Source organism: Virgibacillus profundi (assembly GCF_002287375.1).
GTDB lineage: Bacteria > Bacillota > Bacilli > Bacillales > Amphibacillaceae > Virgibacillus_K > Virgibacillus_K profundi.
The window spans coordinates 149,121-170,409 of sequence record NZ_NPOA01000012.1 but is presented as its reverse complement, the minus strand read 5'-3'; the positions used below and the strand labels follow the sequence as shown (position 1 = coordinate 170,409).

Annotated in this window: 20 protein-coding genes, 1 tRNA gene and 1 rRNA gene; 1 reads left to right on the top strand and 21 read right to left on the bottom strand. The window is 38.7% G+C overall.

The genetic code is table 11. The features are described 5' to 3' along the window. From CIL05_RS16830 to spoIIE, 16 genes are all read right to left on the bottom strand, one after another. Positions 1-119, bottom strand: a 16S ribosomal RNA gene (locus tag CIL05_RS16830); the annotation flags it as partial. Positions 120-1,079: 960 nt separating this feature from the next. Further along, positions 1,080-2,579, bottom strand: coding sequence for a lysine--tRNA ligase (gene lysS / locus CIL05_RS16825; protein ID WP_206207794.1), 1,500 nt, complete (start codon positions 2,577-2,579; stop codon positions 1,080-1,082). A gap of 122 nt (positions 2,580-2,701) precedes the next feature. Further along, positions 2,702-2,929, bottom strand: a complete 228-nt coding sequence (locus CIL05_RS16820) for a helix-turn-helix domain-containing protein (protein ID WP_095656702.1) — start codon at positions 2,927-2,929, stop codon at positions 2,702-2,704. Continuing rightward, positions 2,899-3,411 (bottom strand): 2-amino-4-hydroxy-6-hydroxymethyldihydropteridine diphosphokinase, encoded by a 513-nt coding sequence (folK, locus tag CIL05_RS16815; protein ID WP_095656701.1) that lies wholly within the window; start codon positions 3,409-3,411, stop codon positions 2,899-2,901. The genes CIL05_RS16820 and folK overlap by 31 nt, the downstream gene beginning before the upstream one ends. After that, positions 3,408-3,773: a dihydroneopterin aldolase gene (gene folB / locus CIL05_RS16810; RefSeq protein WP_095656700.1), complete on the bottom strand. Its 366-nt coding sequence runs from the start codon at positions 3,771-3,773 to the stop codon at positions 3,408-3,410. The genes folK and folB overlap by 4 nt, the downstream gene beginning before the upstream one ends. Then, a complete protein-coding gene (gene folP, locus CIL05_RS16805) occupies positions 3,766-4,596 on the bottom strand; it encodes a dihydropteroate synthase (RefSeq protein WP_095656699.1) in 831 nt (276 codons plus the stop codon). Before folP ends, folB begins: the two co-directional genes overlap by 8 nt. Before the next feature lie 101 nt (positions 4,597-4,697). Further along, the gene (cysK, locus tag CIL05_RS16800) at positions 4,698-5,630 is read right to left on the bottom strand and encodes a cysteine synthase A (RefSeq protein WP_095656698.1); all 933 of its coding nucleotides are present in this window, start codon (positions 5,628-5,630) and stop codon (positions 4,698-4,700) included. A gap of 127 nt (positions 5,631-5,757) precedes the next feature. After that, entirely contained in the window at positions 5,758-6,669 is a 912-nt protein-coding gene (locus tag CIL05_RS16795; protein WP_095656697.1) for a peptidylprolyl isomerase, read from the bottom strand. 593 nt (positions 6,670-7,262) lie between these two features. Continuing rightward, complete coding sequence (gene hslO, locus CIL05_RS16790) at positions 7,263-8,132, bottom strand: Hsp33 family molecular chaperone HslO (RefSeq protein ID WP_095656696.1); 870 nt, start codon at positions 8,130-8,132, stop codon at positions 7,263-7,265. Between the two features lie 20 nt (positions 8,133-8,152). Next, on the bottom strand, positions 8,153-8,920 hold the full coding sequence (locus tag CIL05_RS16785) for a type III pantothenate kinase (RefSeq protein ID WP_095656695.1): 768 nt from the start codon (positions 8,918-8,920) through the stop codon (positions 8,153-8,155). Positions 8,921-9,672: 752 nt separating this feature from the next. After that, the gene (gene ftsH, locus CIL05_RS16780; RefSeq protein ID WP_095656694.1) at positions 9,673-11,694 is read right to left on the bottom strand and encodes an ATP-dependent zinc metalloprotease FtsH; all 2,022 of its coding nucleotides are present in this window, start codon (positions 11,692-11,694) and stop codon (positions 9,673-9,675) included. Positions 11,695-11,845: 151 nt separating this feature from the next. Further along, entirely contained in the window at positions 11,846-12,391 is a 546-nt protein-coding gene (hpt, locus tag CIL05_RS16775; RefSeq protein ID WP_095656693.1) for a hypoxanthine phosphoribosyltransferase, read from the bottom strand. 48 nt (positions 12,392-12,439) lie between these two features. Further along, positions 12,440-13,834, bottom strand: coding sequence for a tRNA lysidine(34) synthetase TilS (tilS, locus tag CIL05_RS16770; RefSeq protein ID WP_095656692.1), 1,395 nt, complete (start codon positions 13,832-13,834; stop codon positions 12,440-12,442). A 79-nt stretch (positions 13,835-13,913) separates the two neighbouring features. Beyond that, positions 13,914-14,846 (bottom strand): serine/threonine protein kinase PrkT, encoded by a 933-nt coding sequence (prkT, locus tag CIL05_RS16765; RefSeq protein WP_095656691.1) that lies wholly within the window; start codon positions 14,844-14,846, stop codon positions 13,914-13,916. After that, positions 14,809-15,546, bottom strand: a complete 738-nt coding sequence (locus CIL05_RS16760; RefSeq protein ID WP_095656690.1) for a VWA domain-containing protein — start codon at positions 15,544-15,546, stop codon at positions 14,809-14,811. Before CIL05_RS16760 ends, prkT begins: the two co-directional genes overlap by 38 nt. A 99-nt stretch (positions 15,547-15,645) precedes the next feature. Continuing rightward, complete coding sequence (spoIIE, locus tag CIL05_RS16755) at positions 15,646-18,099, bottom strand: stage II sporulation protein E (RefSeq protein ID WP_095656689.1); 2,454 nt, start codon at positions 18,097-18,099, stop codon at positions 15,646-15,648. A gap of 908 nt (positions 18,100-19,007) precedes the next feature. Between spoIIE and CIL05_RS16750 the strand changes: the two genes are divergently transcribed. Next, positions 19,008-19,081, top strand: a tRNA-Met gene (locus CIL05_RS16750). A gap of 145 nt (positions 19,082-19,226) precedes the next feature. Here the strand turns inward: CIL05_RS16750 and CIL05_RS16745 are convergent. The 5 genes from CIL05_RS16745 to CIL05_RS16725 all read right to left on the bottom strand — a co-directional run bounded on the left by CIL05_RS16745 (position 19,227) and on the right by CIL05_RS16725 (position 21,286). Beyond that, positions 19,227-19,613 (bottom strand): S1 domain-containing RNA-binding protein, encoded by a 387-nt coding sequence (locus CIL05_RS16745; RefSeq protein WP_095656688.1) that lies wholly within the window; start codon positions 19,611-19,613, stop codon positions 19,227-19,229. A 72-nt stretch (positions 19,614-19,685) separates the two neighbouring features. Beyond that, positions 19,686-20,060, bottom strand: coding sequence for a septum formation initiator family protein (locus tag CIL05_RS16740; RefSeq protein WP_439144846.1), 375 nt, complete (start codon positions 20,058-20,060; stop codon positions 19,686-19,688). A 12-nt stretch (positions 20,061-20,072) separates the two neighbouring features. Beyond that, positions 20,073-20,672 (bottom strand): spore cortex biosynthesis protein YabQ, encoded by a 600-nt coding sequence (gene yabQ / locus CIL05_RS16735; RefSeq protein ID WP_095656686.1) that lies wholly within the window; start codon positions 20,670-20,672, stop codon positions 20,073-20,075. Continuing rightward, positions 20,669-20,974 (bottom strand): sporulation protein YabP, encoded by a 306-nt coding sequence (gene yabP / locus CIL05_RS16730; protein ID WP_095656685.1) that lies wholly within the window; start codon positions 20,972-20,974, stop codon positions 20,669-20,671. The genes yabQ and yabP overlap by 4 nt, the downstream gene beginning before the upstream one ends. A 54-nt stretch (positions 20,975-21,028) precedes the next feature. Beyond that, positions 21,029-21,286: an RNA-binding S4 domain-containing protein gene (locus CIL05_RS16725; RefSeq protein WP_095656710.1), complete on the bottom strand. Its 258-nt coding sequence runs from the start codon at positions 21,284-21,286 to the stop codon at positions 21,029-21,031. Positions 21,287-21,289: the final 3 nt, after the last annotated feature.

Here is a 21,289-nt window from a genome sequence, read left to right as displayed (position 1 = left end):
CGCCGCTCGTTCCACAAGTTCACACCCCGAAGGGTGATCCCTTGCTTCCCGCGCTCGACTTGCATGTATTAGGCACGCCGCCAGCGTTCGTCCTGAGCCAAGATCAAACTCTCCAAAAAAGTTTGAACAGAATCGACACCAATCGATCCTATCAATTGTCTTAGCTTTTCAAAAGTGTTACCTTCTGATTTGTTGCTTAAGAAAAACAGTCATGTTTCTCTTGACATACTGGTTGTTTTGTTCAGTTTTCAAGGAGCAAATTTCTTGTCGCTCTCAAATTGGCGACTTAATTAATATAACACACTGACTTAATGATGTCAATAACTTTTTGTGTTGTTTTTTAATTAATTATTATTGCTTTTGTTTTTGTCGCTCAATCGCTTAAGCAACGATATTAAATTTACCATGTTTATTTCAGGAAATCAAGCTTATTTTAAAAAGAAATAACTGGAAATTATTATTCATTGTATTTAGATAACTTTGCTCTATGAATAAACCCATATATATGTTGATGGTATAAAGAAATGCAAGCATGGTTATTCCAATAGAACTACTCCTTTTACACTGATAGTAAAGTATAAATTTTATAGGAAATCAGTATAAGTGCAGGCTTTGTGCTTTCGCCATTAAGGCTTGGCGATAAGTAAGTTTTCTAAGATATATATAGATTACCCGTATTTGAATAAATAAAACTTCAAAAAATAAAAACCCATAAGTGAAGTTTTTCCATTAAATGAACCTTCACTATATGAGTCTTTATTTAGTTGATATTCAAAAAGCACAACATGGGACTTCGAGCAAATGCTTGATTTTCACTACTCATACTTAAACATTCAAGGATCTTCTATTATAACTGCCAACATCCCTAAAATAGAAAAGCACCTGCATACGATGTTAACCAATTGAGGCTTTCCTTGTCCTTCGAATAGAAGAACACTTTTTCTTTCATGCGATCAGGGTTCGAAAGAGCATTCTTTTCCCTGTAGGCGATGTAGTAGTCACCACATCACGAACAGGACTTGGTACTGGCCGGAAGCTGCACCAACTCGAGCTTCTCTTTCATCCCCCTGTTGCACAGATTATTTATTACGCATTTGCGGAAATAGTAGTACATCACGAATGGATGGCGCATTTGTTAATAGCATTACGAGTCGGTCAATACCGATTCCTAGTCCACCAGTTGGCGGCATTCCATATTCCAATGCTTCCAGAAAGTCTTCATCCATTGCATGTGCTTCATCATTCCCCTGGTCTCTTTCTTTTACTTGTGCTTCAAAGCGTTCACGTTGATCAATTGGATCATTTAATTCACTGAACGCATTTGCATGTTCGCGTCCTACAATAAATAATTCAAAACGATCTGTAAAACGCTCATCTTCCTTATTCCTTTTCGCCAGTGGGGAGATTTCCACCGGATGTCCATATATAAAGGTAGGTTGAATTAGTGTTTCTTCCACTTTTTGTTCGAAAAACTCATTAACAATATGTCCAAAAGTCATTGTATCTTTAATTTCAATACCATGCTCTTTAGCTAAATCACGGGCTTTTTCATCACTCATCTGTTCCCGGAAGTCGACACCGGTTGCTTCTTTTACCGCATCAACCATGTGGAGTCTTTTCCATTCCGGTTCTAAATCAACTTCATAATCACCATACGTAACCTTTGTCTGTCCAAGTACTTCTTTCGCAATATGGGCTATAAGGTTTTCCGTTAATGCCATAATATCATGATAATCTGCGTAAGCTTCATACAATTCAATCATAGTAAATTCCGGGTTATGTCTGGTAGATACCCCTTCATTACGGAATACCCGTCCAATTTCATATACCTTTTCCATTCCACCTACAACCAGGCGTTTTAAATGCAATTCAATTGCGATTCGCATATATAATGGGATATCTAATGCATTGTGATGTGTTAGAAATGGGCGAGCCGAGGCCCCACCAGGGATTCCGTGCATCATTGGTGTTTCTACTTCTAAAAATCCTTGTTCATTCAAATGCTTTCTCATCGATTGGATGATTTTGCTCCGCAGTACAAATGTTTCTCTACTATCCATATTAGTAATCAAATCTAAGTATCGCTGACGATAACGCTGTTCAACATCTTTTAAACCATGATATTTCTCAGGTAATGGACGAAGTGATTTCGTCAATAAATGAAACTCCGTTGCTTTAACAGATAGTTCTCCCACATTTGTTTTGAACATTACCCCGGTAATTCCGACAATGTCACCAAGATCTGTCGTTTTGAAAATTTCATAGGCTTCTTCACCAATCGAATCTTTACGTACATATAGCTGTATTTGCCCACTTAAATCCTGTATATGAGCGAAACCAGCTTTCCCCTTACCGCGTTTCGTCATCATTCTTCCGGCTATAGTAACCTTATCTTCTTTTTGTTCCAATTCTTCTTTGGAAAATTGATCATACAATCCTATTAATTCTTCTGCTAAATGGGTACGATTGAATTTCCCTCCAAAAGGATCCAGGCCCTGCTCTTTGTATGAATCCAATTTATCGCGACGAACGCGCATCTGTTCATTTAATTCTTCTGACACTATAACCACTCCAGTCATTTATTATATGTAAGTTTAAGTATATCGAAAAAGACTACTTCTTTCATGTTTATTACCTTTTCATACCAGCTTTATACTAAAGGTGCTAAAACAACACAATTCGGATCGTAATATCACTTATATTAAGCATCTGTATGTCCTCTTTTGTTTCTTAGTGTTAATTCGTTCCTGGATACAGCTAAAGAATTAGCAATCTGATCAAGAAGCTCGTCAGTTATTTGCTTTGTGCCTCGCTCCACCCCGCCGATTACTGCTATAGAAACCCCGAGCATCTCTGCAAATTCAAGCTGTGTGTGTCCTTTTAATTTCCGAAATGCCTTTATTCTTCTGCCAACCCGCTTTGTGTCCATTTCGTTACATCCTTTTTGTCTGACTCTGGAAGTTTATTCATAAGATCTACAACAGGCTCATCTGTTGAAGGAATGATTAAGTTTGGGGCAATCTCATTCAACGGGATTAGAACAAACGCTCTTTTCTGCATTCTCGGATGCGGAATAATTAATCGCTCCATTTTACTATTTTCATAATTATACATCAAAATGTCAAGATCAATTGTTCTTGGGCCAAAACGAATTCCCCGCTTTCTCCCTAGTTGCTTCTCTATTTCCTGGCAGATATCCAATAGCTCAATCGAGGAAAGAGATGTATCCAATCCAACAACCATATTTAAAAAGTCAGCCTGATCCGCATAGCCGACAGGTGCAGTTTCATAAATAGAAGATTTATTTTGTATAGCTATATCATTATTTTTATCCAGTGATGCTATGGCACTGTTTAAATATTCGATTCTTGGTTCAATATTTGTCCCTAACGCTACATAAGCTTTATTCATACTGATTTCTCCCTGTAAATTTCTACAGCTACTGATTGATAATGTCCTGGAATAGGTGGATCCGGTTTGATCACCTTTACTGTACATCCATTGAGTAGTTCAAAGGATGTCAAAAGACTTGCAGCAATGCTTTCTGCTACAGCTTCAATCAGATTTTTAGCTTTGCCTTCAACAATTTCCTGTACTACCTCGTAAACCTGTCCATAATGAACAGAATCATTCATATCATCGGTCTTGCCAGGCTTCTGTAAATCCACAAAAAGTTCCACATCTACATTAAAACGCTGTCCCAGTTTGTTTTCCTCTGGTAATAAACCATGAAAACCATAAAATTGCATGTTATTCAGTGAAATTTTATCCATTATCATGTCCTCCTGCAGCAAGTATTGCATCCATCATTTGCGTTAGTTCCTTGGTTACTTTTACATTATGAACCCGAACAATCTGAGCACCTTTTGTAATACCTAAACAAGTGGTCGCACCAGTTCCAATATCACGTTCCTCCGGTGGAAGGTCTAAAACGCCTCCTATAAACCTTTTCCGTGAAGTTGCTAATAAAATCGGGTAGCCCATATCTTTAAACTTTTCCAGGTTATTCATAGCTACCAAATTATCTTCAGCTGTTTTCGCAAAACCAATGCCAGGATCGAGCACGATATTTTCATGCGGAACACCGGCATTCAATGCTATTTCAATACTTTCCTTTAAATCTTTTTTCATATCTTCAATTAAAGAAGTGTAATCCATATTGTTTCGGTTATGCATTAAAATAATTGGTACATTATAATCTGCTGCCACCTTGGCAATTTCGGGCTCTTTCTTTGCACCCCATACATCATTAATAATATCTGCACCCGCTTCAATGGCTTGTTTTGCTGTTTGTGCTTTGTACGTATCAATGGAGATAGGTATAGTAACTTTCTCTTTAACAGCTTTAATCATTGGTACAACTCGGAGAATCTCTTCTTCTTCCGATACGGGATCATGATCAGGTCTTGTCGATTCCCCGCCAATATCAATAATGTCTGCACCAAGCCGCTCCATTTCCATTGCTTGTTCAACCGCTTTTTCAATTGTTGTATAGTTCCCGCCATCTGAAAAAGAATCCGGGGTGACATTTAAAATACCCATTATATGTGTACGATCCAATAATTTTAAAATTTTTGACGTTGTTTTTAAAATCATTTAAGTAGCCTTCTTTCATTAGCATTATTCGTTAACCATTTTAACACATAAAAAAAGGACTGGCATCAACTACTTCAGATGCCAATCCTTTTATTCTTATCTTATTCGTTTGCTTCATCAAACTGAAAAAGGGCTGTTGATAAATAACGTTCGCCATTATCAGGTAAAACAGCAAGAACTTTCTTCCCTTTACCTAATTGTTTTGCAACCTTCACCGCTGCGGCAACCGCTGCACCTGAAGAGATACCACCCAGAATACCATTAGTTGTTGCAACTTTGCGTGAAGTTTCAAATGACTCCTCATTGGATACTTGAACTACTTCATCATAAATATCCGTGTCTAAAGTTTCCGGAACAAAGCCTGCCCCAAGACCTTGAATCTTATGTGGACCAGGTGATCCCCCTGACAAAATAGCTGAGTCTTCCGGTTCAACGGCATATAGCTTGATGCCATCAAAGTGATTTTTTAACACGCTTCCAGCACCTGTAATTGTTCCACCTGTTCCAATACCGGAAACAAATCCATCTAACCCATCTTTCATTTGCTCAACAATTTCATTTCCTGTTGTACGGGCATGTACTTCCGGATTCGCTTCATTACTAAATTGCTGTGGCATGAAATAGCCATTTGCTTTTTTTAATTCTTCAGCTTTTGCTATAGCACCCTTCATACCATCTGCGCCTGGGGTTAAAATTAATTCAGCACCATAGGCACGAAGTAAATTACGACGTTCTTTACTCATTGTATCAGGCATAACCAGAACAGCCTTATACCCTTTTGCTGCTGCTACCATCGCTAAACCAATCCCTGTGTTTCCACTTGTTGGCTCAATAATGGTGTCACCCGCTTTTAAGTCCCCACTTTTCTCTGCAGCTTCGATCATTGATAATGCAATACGATCTTTTACAGAACTGCCTGGATTCATAAATTCTAATTTCAAATACACATCTGCACTGTTTTCGTCTGTAAAATGATTTAATTTAACTATCGGTGTTTCTCCGATTAAACCAGCTATATTATCAGCAACTCTCATAACAACTACCTCCTAATTCCTAGTTATTTTGTATGATTTAGTTATAATGTACGTTTTCCACCTGTAAATGTCAACCAAAAAGGTAGGAAATAGGCGAATAACTACCAAATTTTAAGGAGCAGGCTTGTTATTCATCATACAACCATTCAATATCCAACTTCTCCCACAAGGGATTTGCTGTAAGTGATTGATCTGTTTCATGCAATGCCAATTCGCTTTTTACATAGGCTTTAATTTCGCCATATGTAAATTCAATCGATGGCAATTTACGGTGAAGATAAATAATAGCAATTCCATTATCTGCAGCAAAGGCTTCACTATAGGAATCTTCCTCCATTTCCATGGCTACTTCTTCATAGCCATTAGGGAAAAATTGACTTGTTGTCTTAATAAAACCAAGATATCCCCCATCTTTTTTCGATTCCTCATCAAGCGAATATTCCTGTGCCAGTAAATCAAAGGAAGCCCCATCCCCTAATTCTTTAATTACTTTTTCAGCGGTATCAAAATTTTGCACAATGATATGCGAAAGCTGCATGGAAGCTGTGAAGTCATATTGATTTTTATACTCATTATAATAAGTTTGTATTTCTTCTTCAGAAATTTGGGTATCCATCGTTAAAAGCTGTTCCAATTGATAGCGATAGATAATTTCTTCTCTCCACTTTTCCTGCTTTTTCGCAAACTCTTCTTCTTTCATAACACCTTGCATCGATGTTAGTAGTGCAATTTCCCGCTCGATCACCTTATCATGTACTTCTATATTATTTTCTTCAGCCAACTGCTTTACTACGGCACGGTCGATCATCATTTTCATTTGTTTTTCACCATGCGTACTTCTCAGTGCCTCCATCCAATCCTGATAGGATATTTCTTCATCATCGATAGATGCTACTGGTTCTTTACTGTTTATTTCCCTTGTACCTGTTCCCGCTCCATCATCAATACCTACAGTTTCTTCTTTGTTCCAAAACAGTAGTGAGGCAATGTTTGTAATGACAAGTACAATGATAATTCCCAGCAGTAGTTTTTTGGACATAGATTACTTCCTTCCATTTCTTATCGTACAGCTCTTTTTGTAAGTATTGTTACTTTTAAAACGTCGTATTGGATGTAAAATGCGACACAGTGAAAATTATCTCATGACGCTTTCTCTTATTCTAATGATGGTTGACCGCTAAATCTCGCTCCGGCAGAATACTTCGCTTTCCACGGGCACGGCCTCAGCCTCCTCGAGAAAACCACTCTGCGGGGTCTTCGGACACGTGCTGTTCCCGTTGGAGTCTTCGTATTCTGCCTACGCTAGTAAGGATTATCTTAATAGTTTGATGTAATCAAATGTTAAATCATCCTTTGAAAGTGAAAGTACCATCCCAGCGGAGGAAACACATTGAAGACTCCTGCGGGAGGAAAGGCATAGGTGAGACCCCGCAGTGCGTAGCACGAGGAGGCTCACCAGCCGCCCGCGGAAAGCGAAATGTGTTTCCAGAGCGGTAATAAGGACTAGTGATCATCTATTACTTCGCATTTTATAGATTTTGTGACAAAACAACAGACTTTCGGTGGGGCGGCAGTTCGCAGCCCCAATCCTTTAGAAATCAGCCTATCGTGCATTCTTTTAAGCAACCTCTTTTATTTTTTTAATTCCTCAAGTTCTGACTCTGTAAATTGATAGACTTCATTACAGAAGTGACAGTTCGCTTCCGCTCCGTGATCTTCATCAATCATGCTCTGTATTTCTTCATTACCCAATCCGATTATTGCATTTGCAATCCGTTCTTTAGAGCATTTACAACGGAATTCAATTGGTAATTGCTCATGGAATTTTATTTCATCTTTCCCAAAAAGACGTTCAAGAATTTGTTCAGGTGAATTTCCTTCCTGAATCAGGGTCGATATAGCAGGAAAAGACTGAATTTGTTCTTCCAATCGTGTGATTATCTCCTCATCCGCACCCGGCATAACCTGTACGATAAATCCGCCGGCAGCAAGTACCGATTGATCAGGATTTACCAAGACACCTGCACCTACAGCAGAAGGTATCTGCTCAGATGTAGCGAAGTAATAGGTGAAATCCTCACTTAGCTCCCCGGAGATAATCGGGACCTCTCCAGTAAAATACTCCTTTAAGCCCAGATCTTTTATAACACTTATGCTTCCTTCAGTTCCAACCGCCTGAGCAACATCTAATTTACCATTTTCGTTTAAATCAAAATCCACATGGGAGTTTGTTACATAGCCACGGACATGCCCTTTCGCATTACTATCAGCCACAATGGGACCCATTGGCCCGTTGCCTTCCACTTTTACAGTAATGGAATCATCACCTTTATTCATTGCACCCATCATTGCTGTGATGGTAATGGTCCTGCCCAGTGCAGCTGAAGCAGTCGCCCATGTATCCTGTCTTCTGCGTGCTTCTTCTACTGTATTTGTTGTAACAGCAGCATAAGCACGAACCATTCCCTGATAAATTGTTGCTTTTACTAAGTAATCCTTCATGATGATTCTCCTTTATAATGTCAGTTATTCTTCTGATAAATTAAATACAAGCCTTTTAATGTTAAATGTGGATCTACATGATCAATCGTTGTTGACTCACCAGCAATTAAAGATGCCAATCCGCCTGTTGCAATAACTGTTGGCTTTATATTCATATCCTCTTTTATACGATTTACTATACCATCTACTTGTCCTACGTATCCATAAAACACACCGGACTGCATTGCTTCTACTGTTGAAGAGCCAATTACCTGGTTAGGTGATTGAATTTCAATTTTAGGTAATTTTGAGGCCTTGCTATATAAGGCCTCCATTGAAATATTAATTCCCGGAGATATAATTCCTCCTTGGTATTCCTTATTATCATTTACATAGCAAAAAGTTGTTGCTGTACCGAAATCAATTATAATCAGTGGGGCTCCATATTGCTCAATCGCCCCTACCGCATTAACAATCCGGTCTGCCCCAATTTCCTGTGGGTTAGGATAGCGCATTTCCAAGAAGGAACGAACCGTTTCTTTCCCAATGATTAATGGTTCTAATTTAAAATAATCCTTACTCATTTTTTCCAAAGCAAACATGATCGGAGGAACTACCGATGATATAATTACTGCCGTTATATCTGAAAAAGCGATACCTTTATGATCGAACAAAGATTTTATAAGCATACCAAACTCATCTTCTGTTTTATGTCTATCTGTTTTTATTCGCCACTCATGTTTCAAATGATCTTCATCAAACACACCCAGTACAGTGTTTGTATTACCCACATCCAGAACAAATAACATATTGTTTACCAGACCTTCCTATCGTTTCTATTTTTTAAATATATCATACTTTGTATTTTAATAAAAAAATAGAATGTTATCTATAATTTAGGCTGTTGTTTTTCACAGGAAAGGTTATATAAAAGACGACATATGCGCAGGGGTGTTTTCGCTGCGGACCGTTGCTTTCCGCGGGCACGGCTTCAGCCTCCTCGAGAAACCCACTCTGCGGGGTCTTCAGACACGTGCTGTTCCCGCAGGAGTCAACGGTCCTCCGCTCCAAACAACCATCATAAAAGTCGATAGCAATTGTTTGATTCAATCAATTGATAAATCACTTTTCGAAGTTGACAAGCGCAAAAACAGCGGAGGAAATATACGAAGACTTCTGCGGGAGGAGAGGCATAGGTGAGACCCCGGAGTGCGTAGCACGAGGAGGCTTACCAGCCGCCCGCGGAAAGCGAAGTATATTTCTGGAGCGATTACTACGCACCATTCATCTTCTCTAGTTACGTCGCAATCAACTGCGGTGACATTAGCAACAAGTCATTCGGTGGGGCGAGTAATCGCAGTCCCAATCTATACGAAAAGAGCCATTATTTATTACTATTCGATAGTTTGGACATAGAATGACTCTCCTCAACTGGGCATTTTAGCAGTAAAAAGGATGCGGGACTTCTGCAGGAAAAGCAAAAGCATGGTCAGTAGCACAATCATGTTAAAGCCAAAAAATAAAAGCAGTCACTTAAATCAAGTGACTGCTTTGAGATTTACTATTCTTTTTTATCATCCTCTGAAGGCTCTGAAGGAGGTGTATTATCTGACATGATGGGATCATCAATGTAATTTCTCTCTTCAGCTGATTCTTTCTCTTCTTTTTCTTTTGCTTCTTTATATGAATCAGGATCAGCTTCTTCATCCTTTGATTGAATGTTTACTTTTACATTTGTATCATCTTCTTCAGGCTCTGGCATTACGCCATCTTCAAATAATGAAGTAATCTGCTTCGCATCCAATGTTTCCACTTCAAGAAGCGTTTGCGCAACGAGTTCCAACTTATCCTTGTTTTCTGTAAGGATTGTTTTCGCACGGTCGTAGCAGTGATTAATAAAGTTCTGCATTTCCTGATCAATGTCATGTGCAATTGCGTCACTGTAATTCTGCTCGTTTCCAATATCACGACCTAAGAATACATCGCCGCCTCCACCGCTTGTAAATTGAAGTGGACCAATTTTATCACTCATACCATACTCGGTTATCATTTTACGTGCAATTCCAGTTGCTCGCTGGAAGTCATTATGTGCTCCGGTACTTACTTCACCGAAAATAACTTCCTCAGCAACCCGACCGCCCAGTAAGCCGGTGATTTTATCAAATAGTTCAGGTTTTGTCATAAAGTAACGGTCTTCTCTTGGCAGCATTACTGCATAACCACCAGCCTGACCACGTGGTACAATTGTAACTTTATGTACCATATCCGCATCGTTTAACACCATACCGATAATTGTGTGTCCACTTTCATGATATGCAATAATATTTCGTTCTTTTTGAGATATAACCCTGCTTTTCTTAGAAACACCTGCAATAACCCGGTCTGTTGCCTCATCAATATCCAACATGCTGACTTTAGTACGCTCACTTCTGGCAGCAACTAATGCTGCTTCATTCAGCAAGTTCTCTAAATCTGCACCGGAGAATCCTGGTGTACGCATGGCGATTACTTTTAAGTCAACCGTATCATCTAACGGTTTATTTCTGGCATGGACTTTCAACACTTCTTCACGGCCTTTTACATCAGGGCGATCCACCATAATCTGACGGTCAAAACGTCCTGGACGTAACAATGCTGGGTCAAGAATGTCTGCACGGTTTGTTGCAGCGATCATAATAATTCCTTCATTAGCTCCAAAACCATCCATTTCAACGAGTAGCTGGTTTAATGTTTGTTCACGTTCATCGTGTCCACCACCAAGACCTGCTCCACGCTGACGTCCAACTGCATCAATCTCATCTATAAATATGATACAAGGTGCATTTTTCTTTGCGTTTTCAAATAAATCCCGTACTCGTGAAGCACCAACACCAACAAACATCTCAACAAAATCTGAACCACTAATAGAGAAGAATGGTGTACCTGCTTCACCCGCAACTGCACGCGCAAGTAAGGTTTTACCTGTTCCTGGAGGTCCAACTAAAAGTACCCCTTTTGGAATACGCGCACCTACAGCAGAGAATTTTCGAGGATCCTTCAAAAAGTCAACAACTTCTACAAGCTCCTGCTTTTCCTCATCTGCCCCTGCAACATCTGTAAAACGAACTTTTTTCTTTTCTTCTGTATACATTTTCGCCTTGCTTTTACCAAAGTTCATGACACGGCCACCGCCGCCGCCACCTTGTGCCTGGCTAAGAATAAATAGGAAAAATAGTCCAATCAGTAAAAAGGGTACAATCCCTGTTAAAAAGGCAACAAATGCACTAGGCTGCTCTTCTGGTTCTACCATTAGCTCACTTTGTTGATTTGCCTGCTCTGTAATTGTTGCAATTATATCTGTATTATCGGGAACCTGCGCAACAAATTGCTTATCGCCCTCTGCCAGCGTTCCAGTAATCCGCATAATTCCATGTGCTGGCTGCATCGTCATTTCTTCGATTTCGCCATTATTTAAAGCGTCTGTAAATTCTTGTACATTAAATTGCTGTGCTTCTTCATTTTGTCCATTAAATACTCCTATAACGCCGACAACGACGAGAAATATGAGGACCCAAAAGAACACATTCCGAAATATCCGGCTCATTGCCTACCTCCTCCCAATACGGGGAAAAACTATATTACATCGTACCATATGAAAAAGTTTTATTACAACTATTTTATCCTCTTAAATGGAATTATTCTCATGACTAAAGTATGTTTTTTTACTAACATCATGTCACACTTGCTGATTCCCATTATTCTACTCCACCATAAATTTCCGGTTTTAGTACACCTATGTACGGTAAATTACGATATTTCTCTATATAATCCAGCCCGTACCCTACTACAAATTCATCCGGAACTTCAAATCCAATCAGGTCCGCCTTAATAGCAGCAGTTCTTCCTGAAGGCTTATCAAGCAGTGTAACTATTTTGATGGAATTAGCTTTACGATATTTAAATAAATCAACAAGATAACTTAATGTTAAGCCGCTATCAATAATATCCTCGATAATTAACAGATCCCGACCTTCTACTTTCGCATCAAGATCCTTCACTATTTTAACTTCACCGGAGGAACGCATTTCACTGCCATAGCTCGACACATCCATAAAATCCATTTCCAAATGTACTTCCGTGTAACGGAGCACATCAGACATAAAAGGCATTGCACCCTTCAGGACACCAATTGCCAGTGGAAATTTCCCATCATATTCTTTTGTCAGCTGTTTACCTAGTTCCTTACATTTATTTCTTATTTCTTCTTCTGATATTAATACTTCCTTAATATCGTTATGCATGTTTTGTTCCTCCTACATCGTGCATTAGATAACTTATTCCTTATTAGTTTACACGTTATTTTCCGTGTAAACTAATTGAATATAGGATGTGTATTTTGACTGCTTTTGAGGTTGTCCTTTTTTTAATCCAATAAGCCATAGAATCTCTCCATTATTATCGACTAAAATCGGCCAATTATCTCTCTCTTTTTTTGGAATTTTAGCATCAATAAAAATATCTTTTAATTTTTTGCTGCCATTCAGACCCCTCCAACTCATTCTATCCCCTGACCGACGTGTTCTAATATGTAATGGTAAAGCTATTTGACCTGTATTACAAAAATAAGAAAAACGATCCTGCTTTTTATAATGGTTAACAATGTCACCTGTAACCGATGAACCGTCCGGCAATTTTAATGTCCCTGGAATATCCAATGTAAAGTGATAAAAAGGGTTTTCTGAATGAAGATTAGTGAAGTAAAATACCAGCTTATTATAAGATCTCTCCAATTTTAAATGATGCGGGAAATCAATCTGGACGTTACCTTTGTCCTTTTGCAGCATAGAAAAAAATTGTTCCTCATGTACGTAAGATAGATCCTTGGGTAATTCATCATATAGATAGTTTAATATTAGATGAAAGACCCGTCTTTGTAAAGCATATGCATGTCTTTTAAACACATCAATTTCAAACGATGCAATACTGCTTTCATAGTCAAATTCAATAATGTTCCTGAACATGGCCAAAGCTTCATTATGTAAAAATTGTTCATCCTCGTGAATAGTTTCACTCATATGTTGTATTGTTGTATGTATATTATTATTTTTTTCCTTTATTAATGGAATTATATTATTTCTGAAAAAGTTCCTTGTGAATTCTGTTTCATTATTTGAAGAATCAATTCTGGGATTAATTTTATTATCCTGACAATACATTTCCAAATCCTTTTTCGTCACACATAATAACGGACGAATTAGATTTCCTGTGGAGAATTCACGTTTCACAGGTATACCTGATAAGGCACTGGAACTAGCTGACCGAACCAAACTCATCAGCATTGTTTCAACCTGATCATCACCATGGTGCCCGAGCGCCAAATAATCTGCTTGAAATTCCTCCATCTGCTCAGCATAAAATTGATAGCGGAGTTCTCTGGCAGCAAGCTCTGTACTTACCTGCTTCTTTTGTTTATACAGCGGAACGTCCAGAGAAGTTCCCCTAAACTCTATCCCCCACTGCTCGCATACCTCCTTTACATAATATAAATCAGCTTTCGACTCTTCTCCTCTTAATTGATGATCTACAGAAAGGGCAATAACATTTAAGTTCCACTTATTACGAATGGTATAGAGAAAATGCAGCAGGGCCATTGAATCCGGGCCACCGGAAACACCGATTAGTACTGTCGCATTTCTTGTTAATAAATAATGTTTTTTTATAAATGATTTAACCATATTTTCCATATAGGCCCATCCTTGAGATAATTTTAATAAAATAAGCGCACGTCCACCAAAAGCTTTATCCCTATTATAACTACTTTCCCTATAAAAGTAGAGAAAAAAGGTAATAACTTACAGCCAATATCGTAATTCCTCCTGCCTCTACGATAAAAGGAGCTGTATTTTTTCTTTTTTTCTTATTTTTCGATCGCCTCCTGTTTTGTACACGATACAAGACATCGATGAGCTCTTGTTTCATTTGATAACTAGACTGATACTTTCCTAGTATCGCTTTTTTCAATAAATAACTATAAGGAGATAAAGACTTTACATCATCAATCTTTTTAAAAATTGTTTTTTCAGACTGGATGCTTTTTTCAAAGCGTTTCGGATAATATACATGTAAAAACACCATAACAAATGCAAATAGATCATAGCTCGGTTCAGCTCTTCTTGATCCCAGACCCCAGTATCCACGATCATAGAATTCGGTATATTCTTTGATTGCCCTGCCAATCTGTGTAGTTCCGCCAACATCGACCCAGCGTATTCTCGGTGGCGAATGAAGTATAAGCAGATTCTCTGTTTTCAAATCTCCAAAAACCCAACCGGAATGATGCAGTCGCTCTAAATCCTCAAGCAGCTGCAGCATGAATACCCCAATCCATTCCCTGCCATGATGATTAATAAAAGAAGTCATTGTCTCCCCACGCAAATATTCCATGACATAAAAGGAATAGATTGTGCCATGTGGTGATATCCAATCATCTACATCTAATAAATAAGGTCCAAGACGATTTCCTTGGACCTTTTTCAGGGACTTCAACACATTGACTTCCACCGTCATTGATGTTCCTTTATCACTAATTTTTAATGCTGCCTGTTTGCCATTTAATTCACATAGATAAACAGCCCCAATCGCACCTGAGCCAAGTTTCCTCTTAATAACATAGCTTTTCTTATGCCATTTACCCTTAATGCGCATCCCTGGTCTTAATTCAATTCCATGCTTCTTCCATTCCTGGTTCATCTTCATCTTTAAAGCTCCTTAGGTAATTCTTTCCAAATTGATACATTGCCCCGCGAATCGCCGGCCCTGTTGGAGTAATACCACCACTCGTCAGCTCGGGAAAAATTGTCGAGACCTCGTCCAACTTGGGGGACCAGTCAAATACCTTTTGAATATCTTTCCGCTTACCAGGAAAATTAAAAATACAAAAACGATTTCTGCCAATTCGAGCATTCAAGCTTATGGAGAGATCAATCAATGCTTCTTTCACTGTTGGAAGTTTATCATGCATACTTGCACTCGTATCTACTAGAACAAGGACCTCCAAGTCACATGTTTCACCCATATCTTCAACCACTTCCATAATTTCACCACGTTTTTCAGGCTCGAGATCCTCGAGTGACTGATTGGAACCCAGAATTTGCTTTAATTCCTTATTGACAAAGCCTTGCAAGGTTTGTGTCATCGCCTGTTTCGTCACCATTTGAACGGTCTGGGATAGTGATTGCTTATAAACCAATTGACTCACACCACCCCCGGATAGTGCTATTTCCTCTACCTCTTCCAGGCCTTGGGGATCTTCCGTCTGATCATCATCTAAAATTCCAATTACATTTACAGTTATCCCCTGCTGATTTGCCAAAGCTGCAGTTGCAGCAGGATCCTCCCCCTTATTCGAGCAGCCATCTGTTATCAATAAGATCTGTTTCAACGTACCTTTCTTCACACCATTACCTCCCAACTACTTTCAGTAACATCATCGCCAGAATATGGAAGGAGTATACGTGAAGCTGCAACGCTTTTCAATCACGACAGGAAAATTAGTTCAATTCGCTTTATCCCGATAAATAGGTACTGTCGCCCATTTCGGATTATTCTTCGTCAATTTTGCAACGAGTACAGTCATGTCATCTTCAATCTCTCCAGATCTTGTGCGAATCACTTCTTCCAGTAAAAGATCTGCTATTTCCTGTGGATCCTCTGTCTTCATTTCACGGAGTTTTCTTTTTACCCACATTTCTGTATTTTCCACATGCTTTGGTCCTTCAAAAATACCATCACTCATCATAACTAGCAGATCCTCTGACATCAATTGCTCACTAACGATATCTACATCAAATTCCTGAATAATGCCCATTGGCAAATTACTCGCCTCCACATTCAGCATCTGGTTACCTCGTTTAATAAAGCTGGGTGTTGATCCAATTTTTAAAAACCTCACAAATGCATTGTGTAAATCAATTACTGCAAGATCAAGTGTTGCGAACATTTCATCTGTTGACCGTAAAGCCAGTATCGAATTGATAGATTTGATCGCTACTTTTTCAGGTATACCTGTTTGTAGAATTTGCTGCAATAATCGGAGTGTCTCCACACTTTCTTCCTTCGCACGTTTCCCGTTTCCCATTCCATCACTAATTGCCATGGCATATTTTCCTGCTCCAAGCTCAATTGTTGTATAGCTATCACCTGAAATTAGGCCACCACCTTTTGCAGCATTGGCAGCCCCTGTTTCTACAACAAACTCTTTGGCCGAACCAAAGGATAGATGACAATACCCATTTGGAAATGGTGAAATTTCTTCCTGTTTAACGATAATCATTTCATTTAAAATATCAGATAATACTGGTGCAATTAATTTTGATCCTTCTCCATGATAGCTATAAAATGATGCTGTCATCTCAATATCGACATTCCCTTTTTCCAATCGATAAATATCCAGTTTCTCCAAATCAATGCCCATATGCTTTAATGCATGTATAATCTGTATTTCCTGTTGCTCATGATGTTGCCTTTCTTTTAAAATTTCCTGGGCGAAATCTTCCATAACTTCGGATACCCCTTGTAACTGATCCGCTACCAAACGTTTACTTTCCATCACCTGCTGTTTTAATTTACGATTAGCTTCAAAAAAGGACATTTCTTCCTTCATTGCATCAACAACTTTTTTCGATTTCACACAATGGTTTTCAAATTCACGGGCAACCTTTCGATTTGGTTCATGGCCATCTGTGAGATCACCCTTCATTTCTTCCATCAACGAATAGGTCTTATCAAATTGCCTATCCCAGCAACGGTCTTTCATAAAGCAGGTTTGACATGTTTTCTCTGTTACCTGGCTTAAGAAATAATCGGTTTCCCGTTTAGCTTCATCCTCATCCTGAACATATTCATCCGAGGTAGCAAAGCTTTTCGATAGTGCTTCAAACACATTTGAAAATTGTTCCACTCGTTTAGCTGTAACATTACGTACCTTCTGCAAATATTGCTCCTGCTCCGTTGTGTGTTCTTCTGTTCCGGGGATATAGCGGGAAATCTTTTTAAACCAGCTTGTTGGAGTCAGAATAAAGAAAGCAATCGCAATGATAGATTCAATAATGGAAGGAACCAAAGTAGCAGCATTACCGTATATACCGATTAAAAATGTCCCAACCAACAACCCGACAGCAACCCCCGGCTTCTTCCCTTCTTTTAGCAATCCACCCAATAATCCGGAAAAGGCGAGCAGGCTCATTTGGTAGAGATTCGCTACATTTGCCAGAGATAAAATCAAACCTGCCACAACCCCTACCGTTGAACCGATGGCAGCACCACCCACAAATGAAAGTATTAATACAAAATAACGTGATAAAACCTGCTCCACAGAGGCATCATAGATTTGCCAGCCAATTGTTCCCGTTAATATGGAGGCAATTAAAATTATCATACAGACAATTTCTTCGTTTTTTAATGTAGGTTTATATCTTTTAGGTGATAATAGAGGGATGCTTTGCATAAAGATCAATACCAGGACAGTTCCTAGTACCCCTTCAACAATTAGTAGCATCCATTCATACGAGGACAGCTGATTACTTATCGAATACAGAAATAGCCGTGGTGCAACAGTTGATATAAAAACAAATAACGGTATAGTGATTTGTTGATTATTTGTTTTTTTGAACAAACCAGCTAAAAAAATAAATACAATCATTGCTAATGCAAGAAAGATACTATGATTTACCGAGTAACTAAGAGCTCCGGCCAGGACAGCAAGCATCGACTTTGCCGTCTTGTCCCTATGTACGAACCACATCGTTGCGAGAAATGCTACAGCAAAAGGAGAAACCACGGAAAGAATGACAGCTCGTCCTAATAAAAATCCTACAATATAAAACAGCCATCCTTTATCGAGGAGGATTGATTTTACTGTTAAATTCACTCTTTTTCGAAGCCTGTCCATTTGGTTTTCCCTCCCCTGCCCAAATGCTTTAGACTCCTTTCCTGGTATTGAATCCATCATATATAAACCACTCCCGTCTTTCTAAATAGTAAACCATAGTATGCATTCTTTTTTTGTCAAAACAACAGAGCGTGTTCAATAAATCGTTCGACGGCTTTCTAAGTTAAAAAGTAGATTTCAACACGAACAAGTGTATTCCAATTTTTCAGAATACTAATGATGTATGGGTATATTAAAAAGGCCAATTTTATTCTCAGCAAATTAGATGCCATTGTTTGCCGAATTCAATGATGTTCTGCCGAAAATAAGCATTTACTCAAAATCCATTAATTAACATTTTCTCTGTTAAAAATTAGTTCGTTTTATAAAAACGTGGGACTACGATTACTCTTCGCACTGAAAAGATTTATAGTTTTTGTCACAGAAGATATAAAGTGCGACGTAACTACTGTTTGCTATAAGTATTTGCTATAAACGCCGTTCGGGATCGCTCTGGGCGGATGCGCATCCTTAGGGCACGGCCTCAGCCTCCTCGAGAAAACCACTCTGCGGGGTCTTCGGACACGTGCTATTCCCGCGGGAGTCACCGCCCTTCGCTCACCCGAACTGGTGAGGTGGTTTGATGTTTTGAATATTAATTACTAATACAGTTCATCGGCAGTAACCGGAATTCCAGCGGAGGAAACACATGGAGACTCCTGCGGGAGGAAAGGCATAGGTGAGACCCCGTAGTGCGTACACGGAGGCTCACCAGCCGCCCTAAGGTCCGCGAAATGTGTTTCCGTAGCGAATCCCTGCTCTCAACCAGCGTTTGCAAATGATTTTTCACTGTGTCGTCTTTTACATCAAATACGACGTTTAATACGCTTGTCCAGTTCCCGTAACCGGTGAACTTTGAAATCTTTTTTGAAATCCCTTATTGACACAAACCAAACTCTGTTGTATGATATTTTCTGTTGACTTATTTTGGCGGCGTAGCTCAGCTGGCGAGAGCGTACGGTTCATACCCGTGAGGTCGTGGGTTCGATCCCCTCTGCCGCTATCAATTATAAAAAGGTCTGTAAGAGTATATAAATACTTTTGCAGACCTTTTTATTTATCTTAAAATAAAAAAACAGATACCACACAACATGCTGGTATCTGTTTTTGAATTTATAATATAGAGCATTGTCTATAGACAGCAGTAGCTATCCTCTTTTAGCACCTCGACCTCCACGTCTGGATTCCGTGTGCTTCTTTAAAGAGGCTAAACGGTCTTCAGAGTCTTTGAGGAAACGGTTCATTTTTGATTCAAATGTTTCCGTACGCTCACGAGTATCTCTTTGCGGGCGTTTTGGTCTATCCTTCGCCTTTTTGATGGACAAACCAATCTTGCCATCCTTTTCGACATTAATTACTTTTACCGTTATCTCGTCACCAACGCTAAGGTGTTCGTTAATGTCTTTTACATAGTTGTCGGCAACCTCACTAATATGGACAAGGCCGGTTTTGCCTTCTCCTAGCTCAACAAAAGCCCCAAAATTAGTGATACCTGTTACCTTTCCCTGCAGCTTGCTGCCTACTTCGATTGACATAAAAAAAATGCTCCTCCTTAAAAGATTAAATATATAGTACTATTATATTATAGCTAAGCTTATGAAAGTGTGTCAATATAAGGGATCCTCTTCTGGGATTTTAAATATTAATTCTCCTTCTTTTGACAGAAAATAGTTCGTACGTGCTATTTCTAAAATGTACTCTTCGTTATTTAATAACTCTATTTCCTCTTTCAGATTAGTTTCCTGATGCTGTAATGAAGCTAATTCTTCTTCCAGCTGCTGATATTGCTCTTCTTTTTCTGATTGAAGTACACGCTGTTTAACGTGGTATGCAGTCATCGCTCCAATAGTAATCACTACTATCATAGAAAATAACACAAGACGGCGAATTAATCGTTGCTTTTTTCTCTTCTGTCTTTCTAGGTACACATCATACTGCTGCATGTAATTCGAATCTAATCTTGTTACCGTTCTTTCCTTCATCGACAAAAGCCATTACCTCCTTTTAAACGTAATATACTTCATCCATTTATACCATATATTCTTTATTGTACTATAAAATCCTGCTAATTTGTGAAAAATTATTTTAATATTTTTTGGAAGCATATGATAAATGACCTGTGCTATCCATTTAATTGGAGCAAATAGGAGCTTAAGTATAAATAAAAGGATCATTCCTACTAATCTGATTACCCATAAAACTATTGTAAAAAACAGCATGAAAATCCATTTAATCGGTGTAATAATAAGTGCTTGTACCAGTCTTGCAAAAAAGCGATAGATACCTGTAATAACAAGAATAATTTGCTCTAATATTCTTTTATAAATTCCTGCAGCAAACACCTGGTACATGGCAAATCCCAATAAGCAGGCTACAAACACATAAAGTCTGAGCTCCCCACCATTTACCCGAAATAAAACATAAAATAAAAGAAGTGTTTGTGTAAGCCAAAAACAGATTTCCATCACATATGATAAAATTATCTTCTGTTTCCAATAGGGGGTGAAGCGGCGATAGGTATCATTAATTATACCCAAATAAAAGCCACTTGAAACCATGGCAATCATCGTTATGAATTGTACACTGAGTGTCATCTGAACAGCTTGCTAAAGAATCCTTTAGCCTTCTCCTGCTGTTGCTCGTCCACATAGGAAAGCTCATATATCTTGCCTTTAATCGTAACCAGACCTTCACCAACATCAAGATTTTTCAATTGCAGATTTTGGCCGCGGACAATCAAATAACCCATTTGTGTTTCCAATAAAAACTCTTCATTATCAAAACTATCTACTTCTTTTACTCCGGATATTTCCAGGCTTTTCCGATTATTCATTTTCACAAAGTGATCATTTTGAACACGAGTTACATCTTCTTTTGCTCCATAATAGTTATCCATTTTAATAGCCCTCCTTATCATTATTACTTTATGAAAGGAGGGACAAGTCTAGAACTATTCGCTTCGTTCTTCTTTAATAACTTTATACAGCGTCTCAGCTTCATCTTTTTTTACGGTTTCTCTCAAATCATTGATTTGAATGGTTACAAGCTTTTGCCCGAATTTGATGACAAGTTCGTCTCCTCTTGCAACGGTTGATGATGCTTTCGCCTTATTTCCGTTAATTGTAATCCTGCCCTGGTCTGCAACTTCCTTAGCTAAAGTTCTACGCTTTATTAAACGGGAAATTTTTAAAAACTTATCTAATCTCAGAAT

Coding starts and splice junctions, on each gene's coding strand:
- lysS (WP_206207794.1), bottom strand. CDS start 2,579: ATGACTGGAGTGGTTATAGTGTCAGAAGAATTAAATGAACAGATGCGC.
- CIL05_RS16820 (WP_095656702.1), bottom strand. CDS start 2,929: ATGGACACAAAGCGGGTTGGCAGAAGAATAAAGGCATTTCGGAAATTA.
- folK (WP_095656701.1), bottom strand. CDS start 3,411: ATGAATAAAGCTTATGTAGCGTTAGGGACAAATATTGAACCAAGAATC.
- folB (WP_095656700.1), bottom strand. CDS start 3,773: ATGGATAAAATTTCACTGAATAACATGCAATTTTATGGTTTTCATGGT.
- folP (WP_095656699.1), bottom strand. CDS start 4,596: ATGATTTTAAAAACAACGTCAAAAATTTTAAAATTATTGGATCGTACA.
- cysK (WP_095656698.1), bottom strand. CDS start 5,630: ATGAGAGTTGCTGATAATATAGCTGGTTTAATCGGAGAAACACCGATA.
- CIL05_RS16795 (WP_095656697.1), bottom strand. CDS start 6,669: ATGTCCAAAAAACTACTGCTGGGAATTATCATTGTACTTGTCATTACA.
- hslO (WP_095656696.1), bottom strand. CDS start 8,132: ATGAAGGATTACTTAGTAAAAGCAACAATTTATCAGGGAATGGTTCGT.
- CIL05_RS16785 (WP_095656695.1), bottom strand. CDS start 8,920: ATGTTATTTGTTCTGGATGTGGGTAATACAAACACTGTACTGGGTGTG.
- ftsH (WP_095656694.1), bottom strand. CDS start 11,694: ATGAGCCGGATATTTCGGAATGTGTTCTTTTGGGTCCTCATATTTCTC.
- hpt (WP_095656693.1), bottom strand. CDS start 12,391: ATGCATAACGATATTAAGGAAGTATTAATATCAGAAGAAGAAATAAGA.
- tilS (WP_095656692.1), bottom strand. CDS start 13,834: ATGGAAAATATGGTTAAATCATTTATAAAAAAACATTATTTATTAACA.
- prkT (WP_095656691.1), bottom strand. CDS start 14,846: ATGAAGATGAACCAGGAATGGAAGAAGCATGGAATTGAATTAAGACCA.
- spoIIE (WP_095656689.1), bottom strand. CDS start 18,099: ATGATGGATTCAATACCAGGAAAGGAGTCTAAAGCATTTGGGCAGGGG.
- CIL05_RS16745 (WP_095656688.1), bottom strand. CDS start 19,613: ATGTCAATCGAAGTAGGCAGCAAGCTGCAGGGAAAGGTAACAGGTATC.
- CIL05_RS16740 (WP_439144846.1), bottom strand. CDS start 20,060: ATGAAGGAAAGAACGGTAACAAGATTAGATTCGAATTACATGCAGCAG.
- yabQ (WP_095656686.1), bottom strand. CDS start 20,672: ATGACACTCAGTGTACAATTCATAACGATGATTGCCATGGTTTCAAGT.
- yabP (WP_095656685.1), bottom strand. CDS start 20,974: ATGGATAACTATTATGGAGCAAAAGAAGATGTAACTCGTGTTCAAAAT.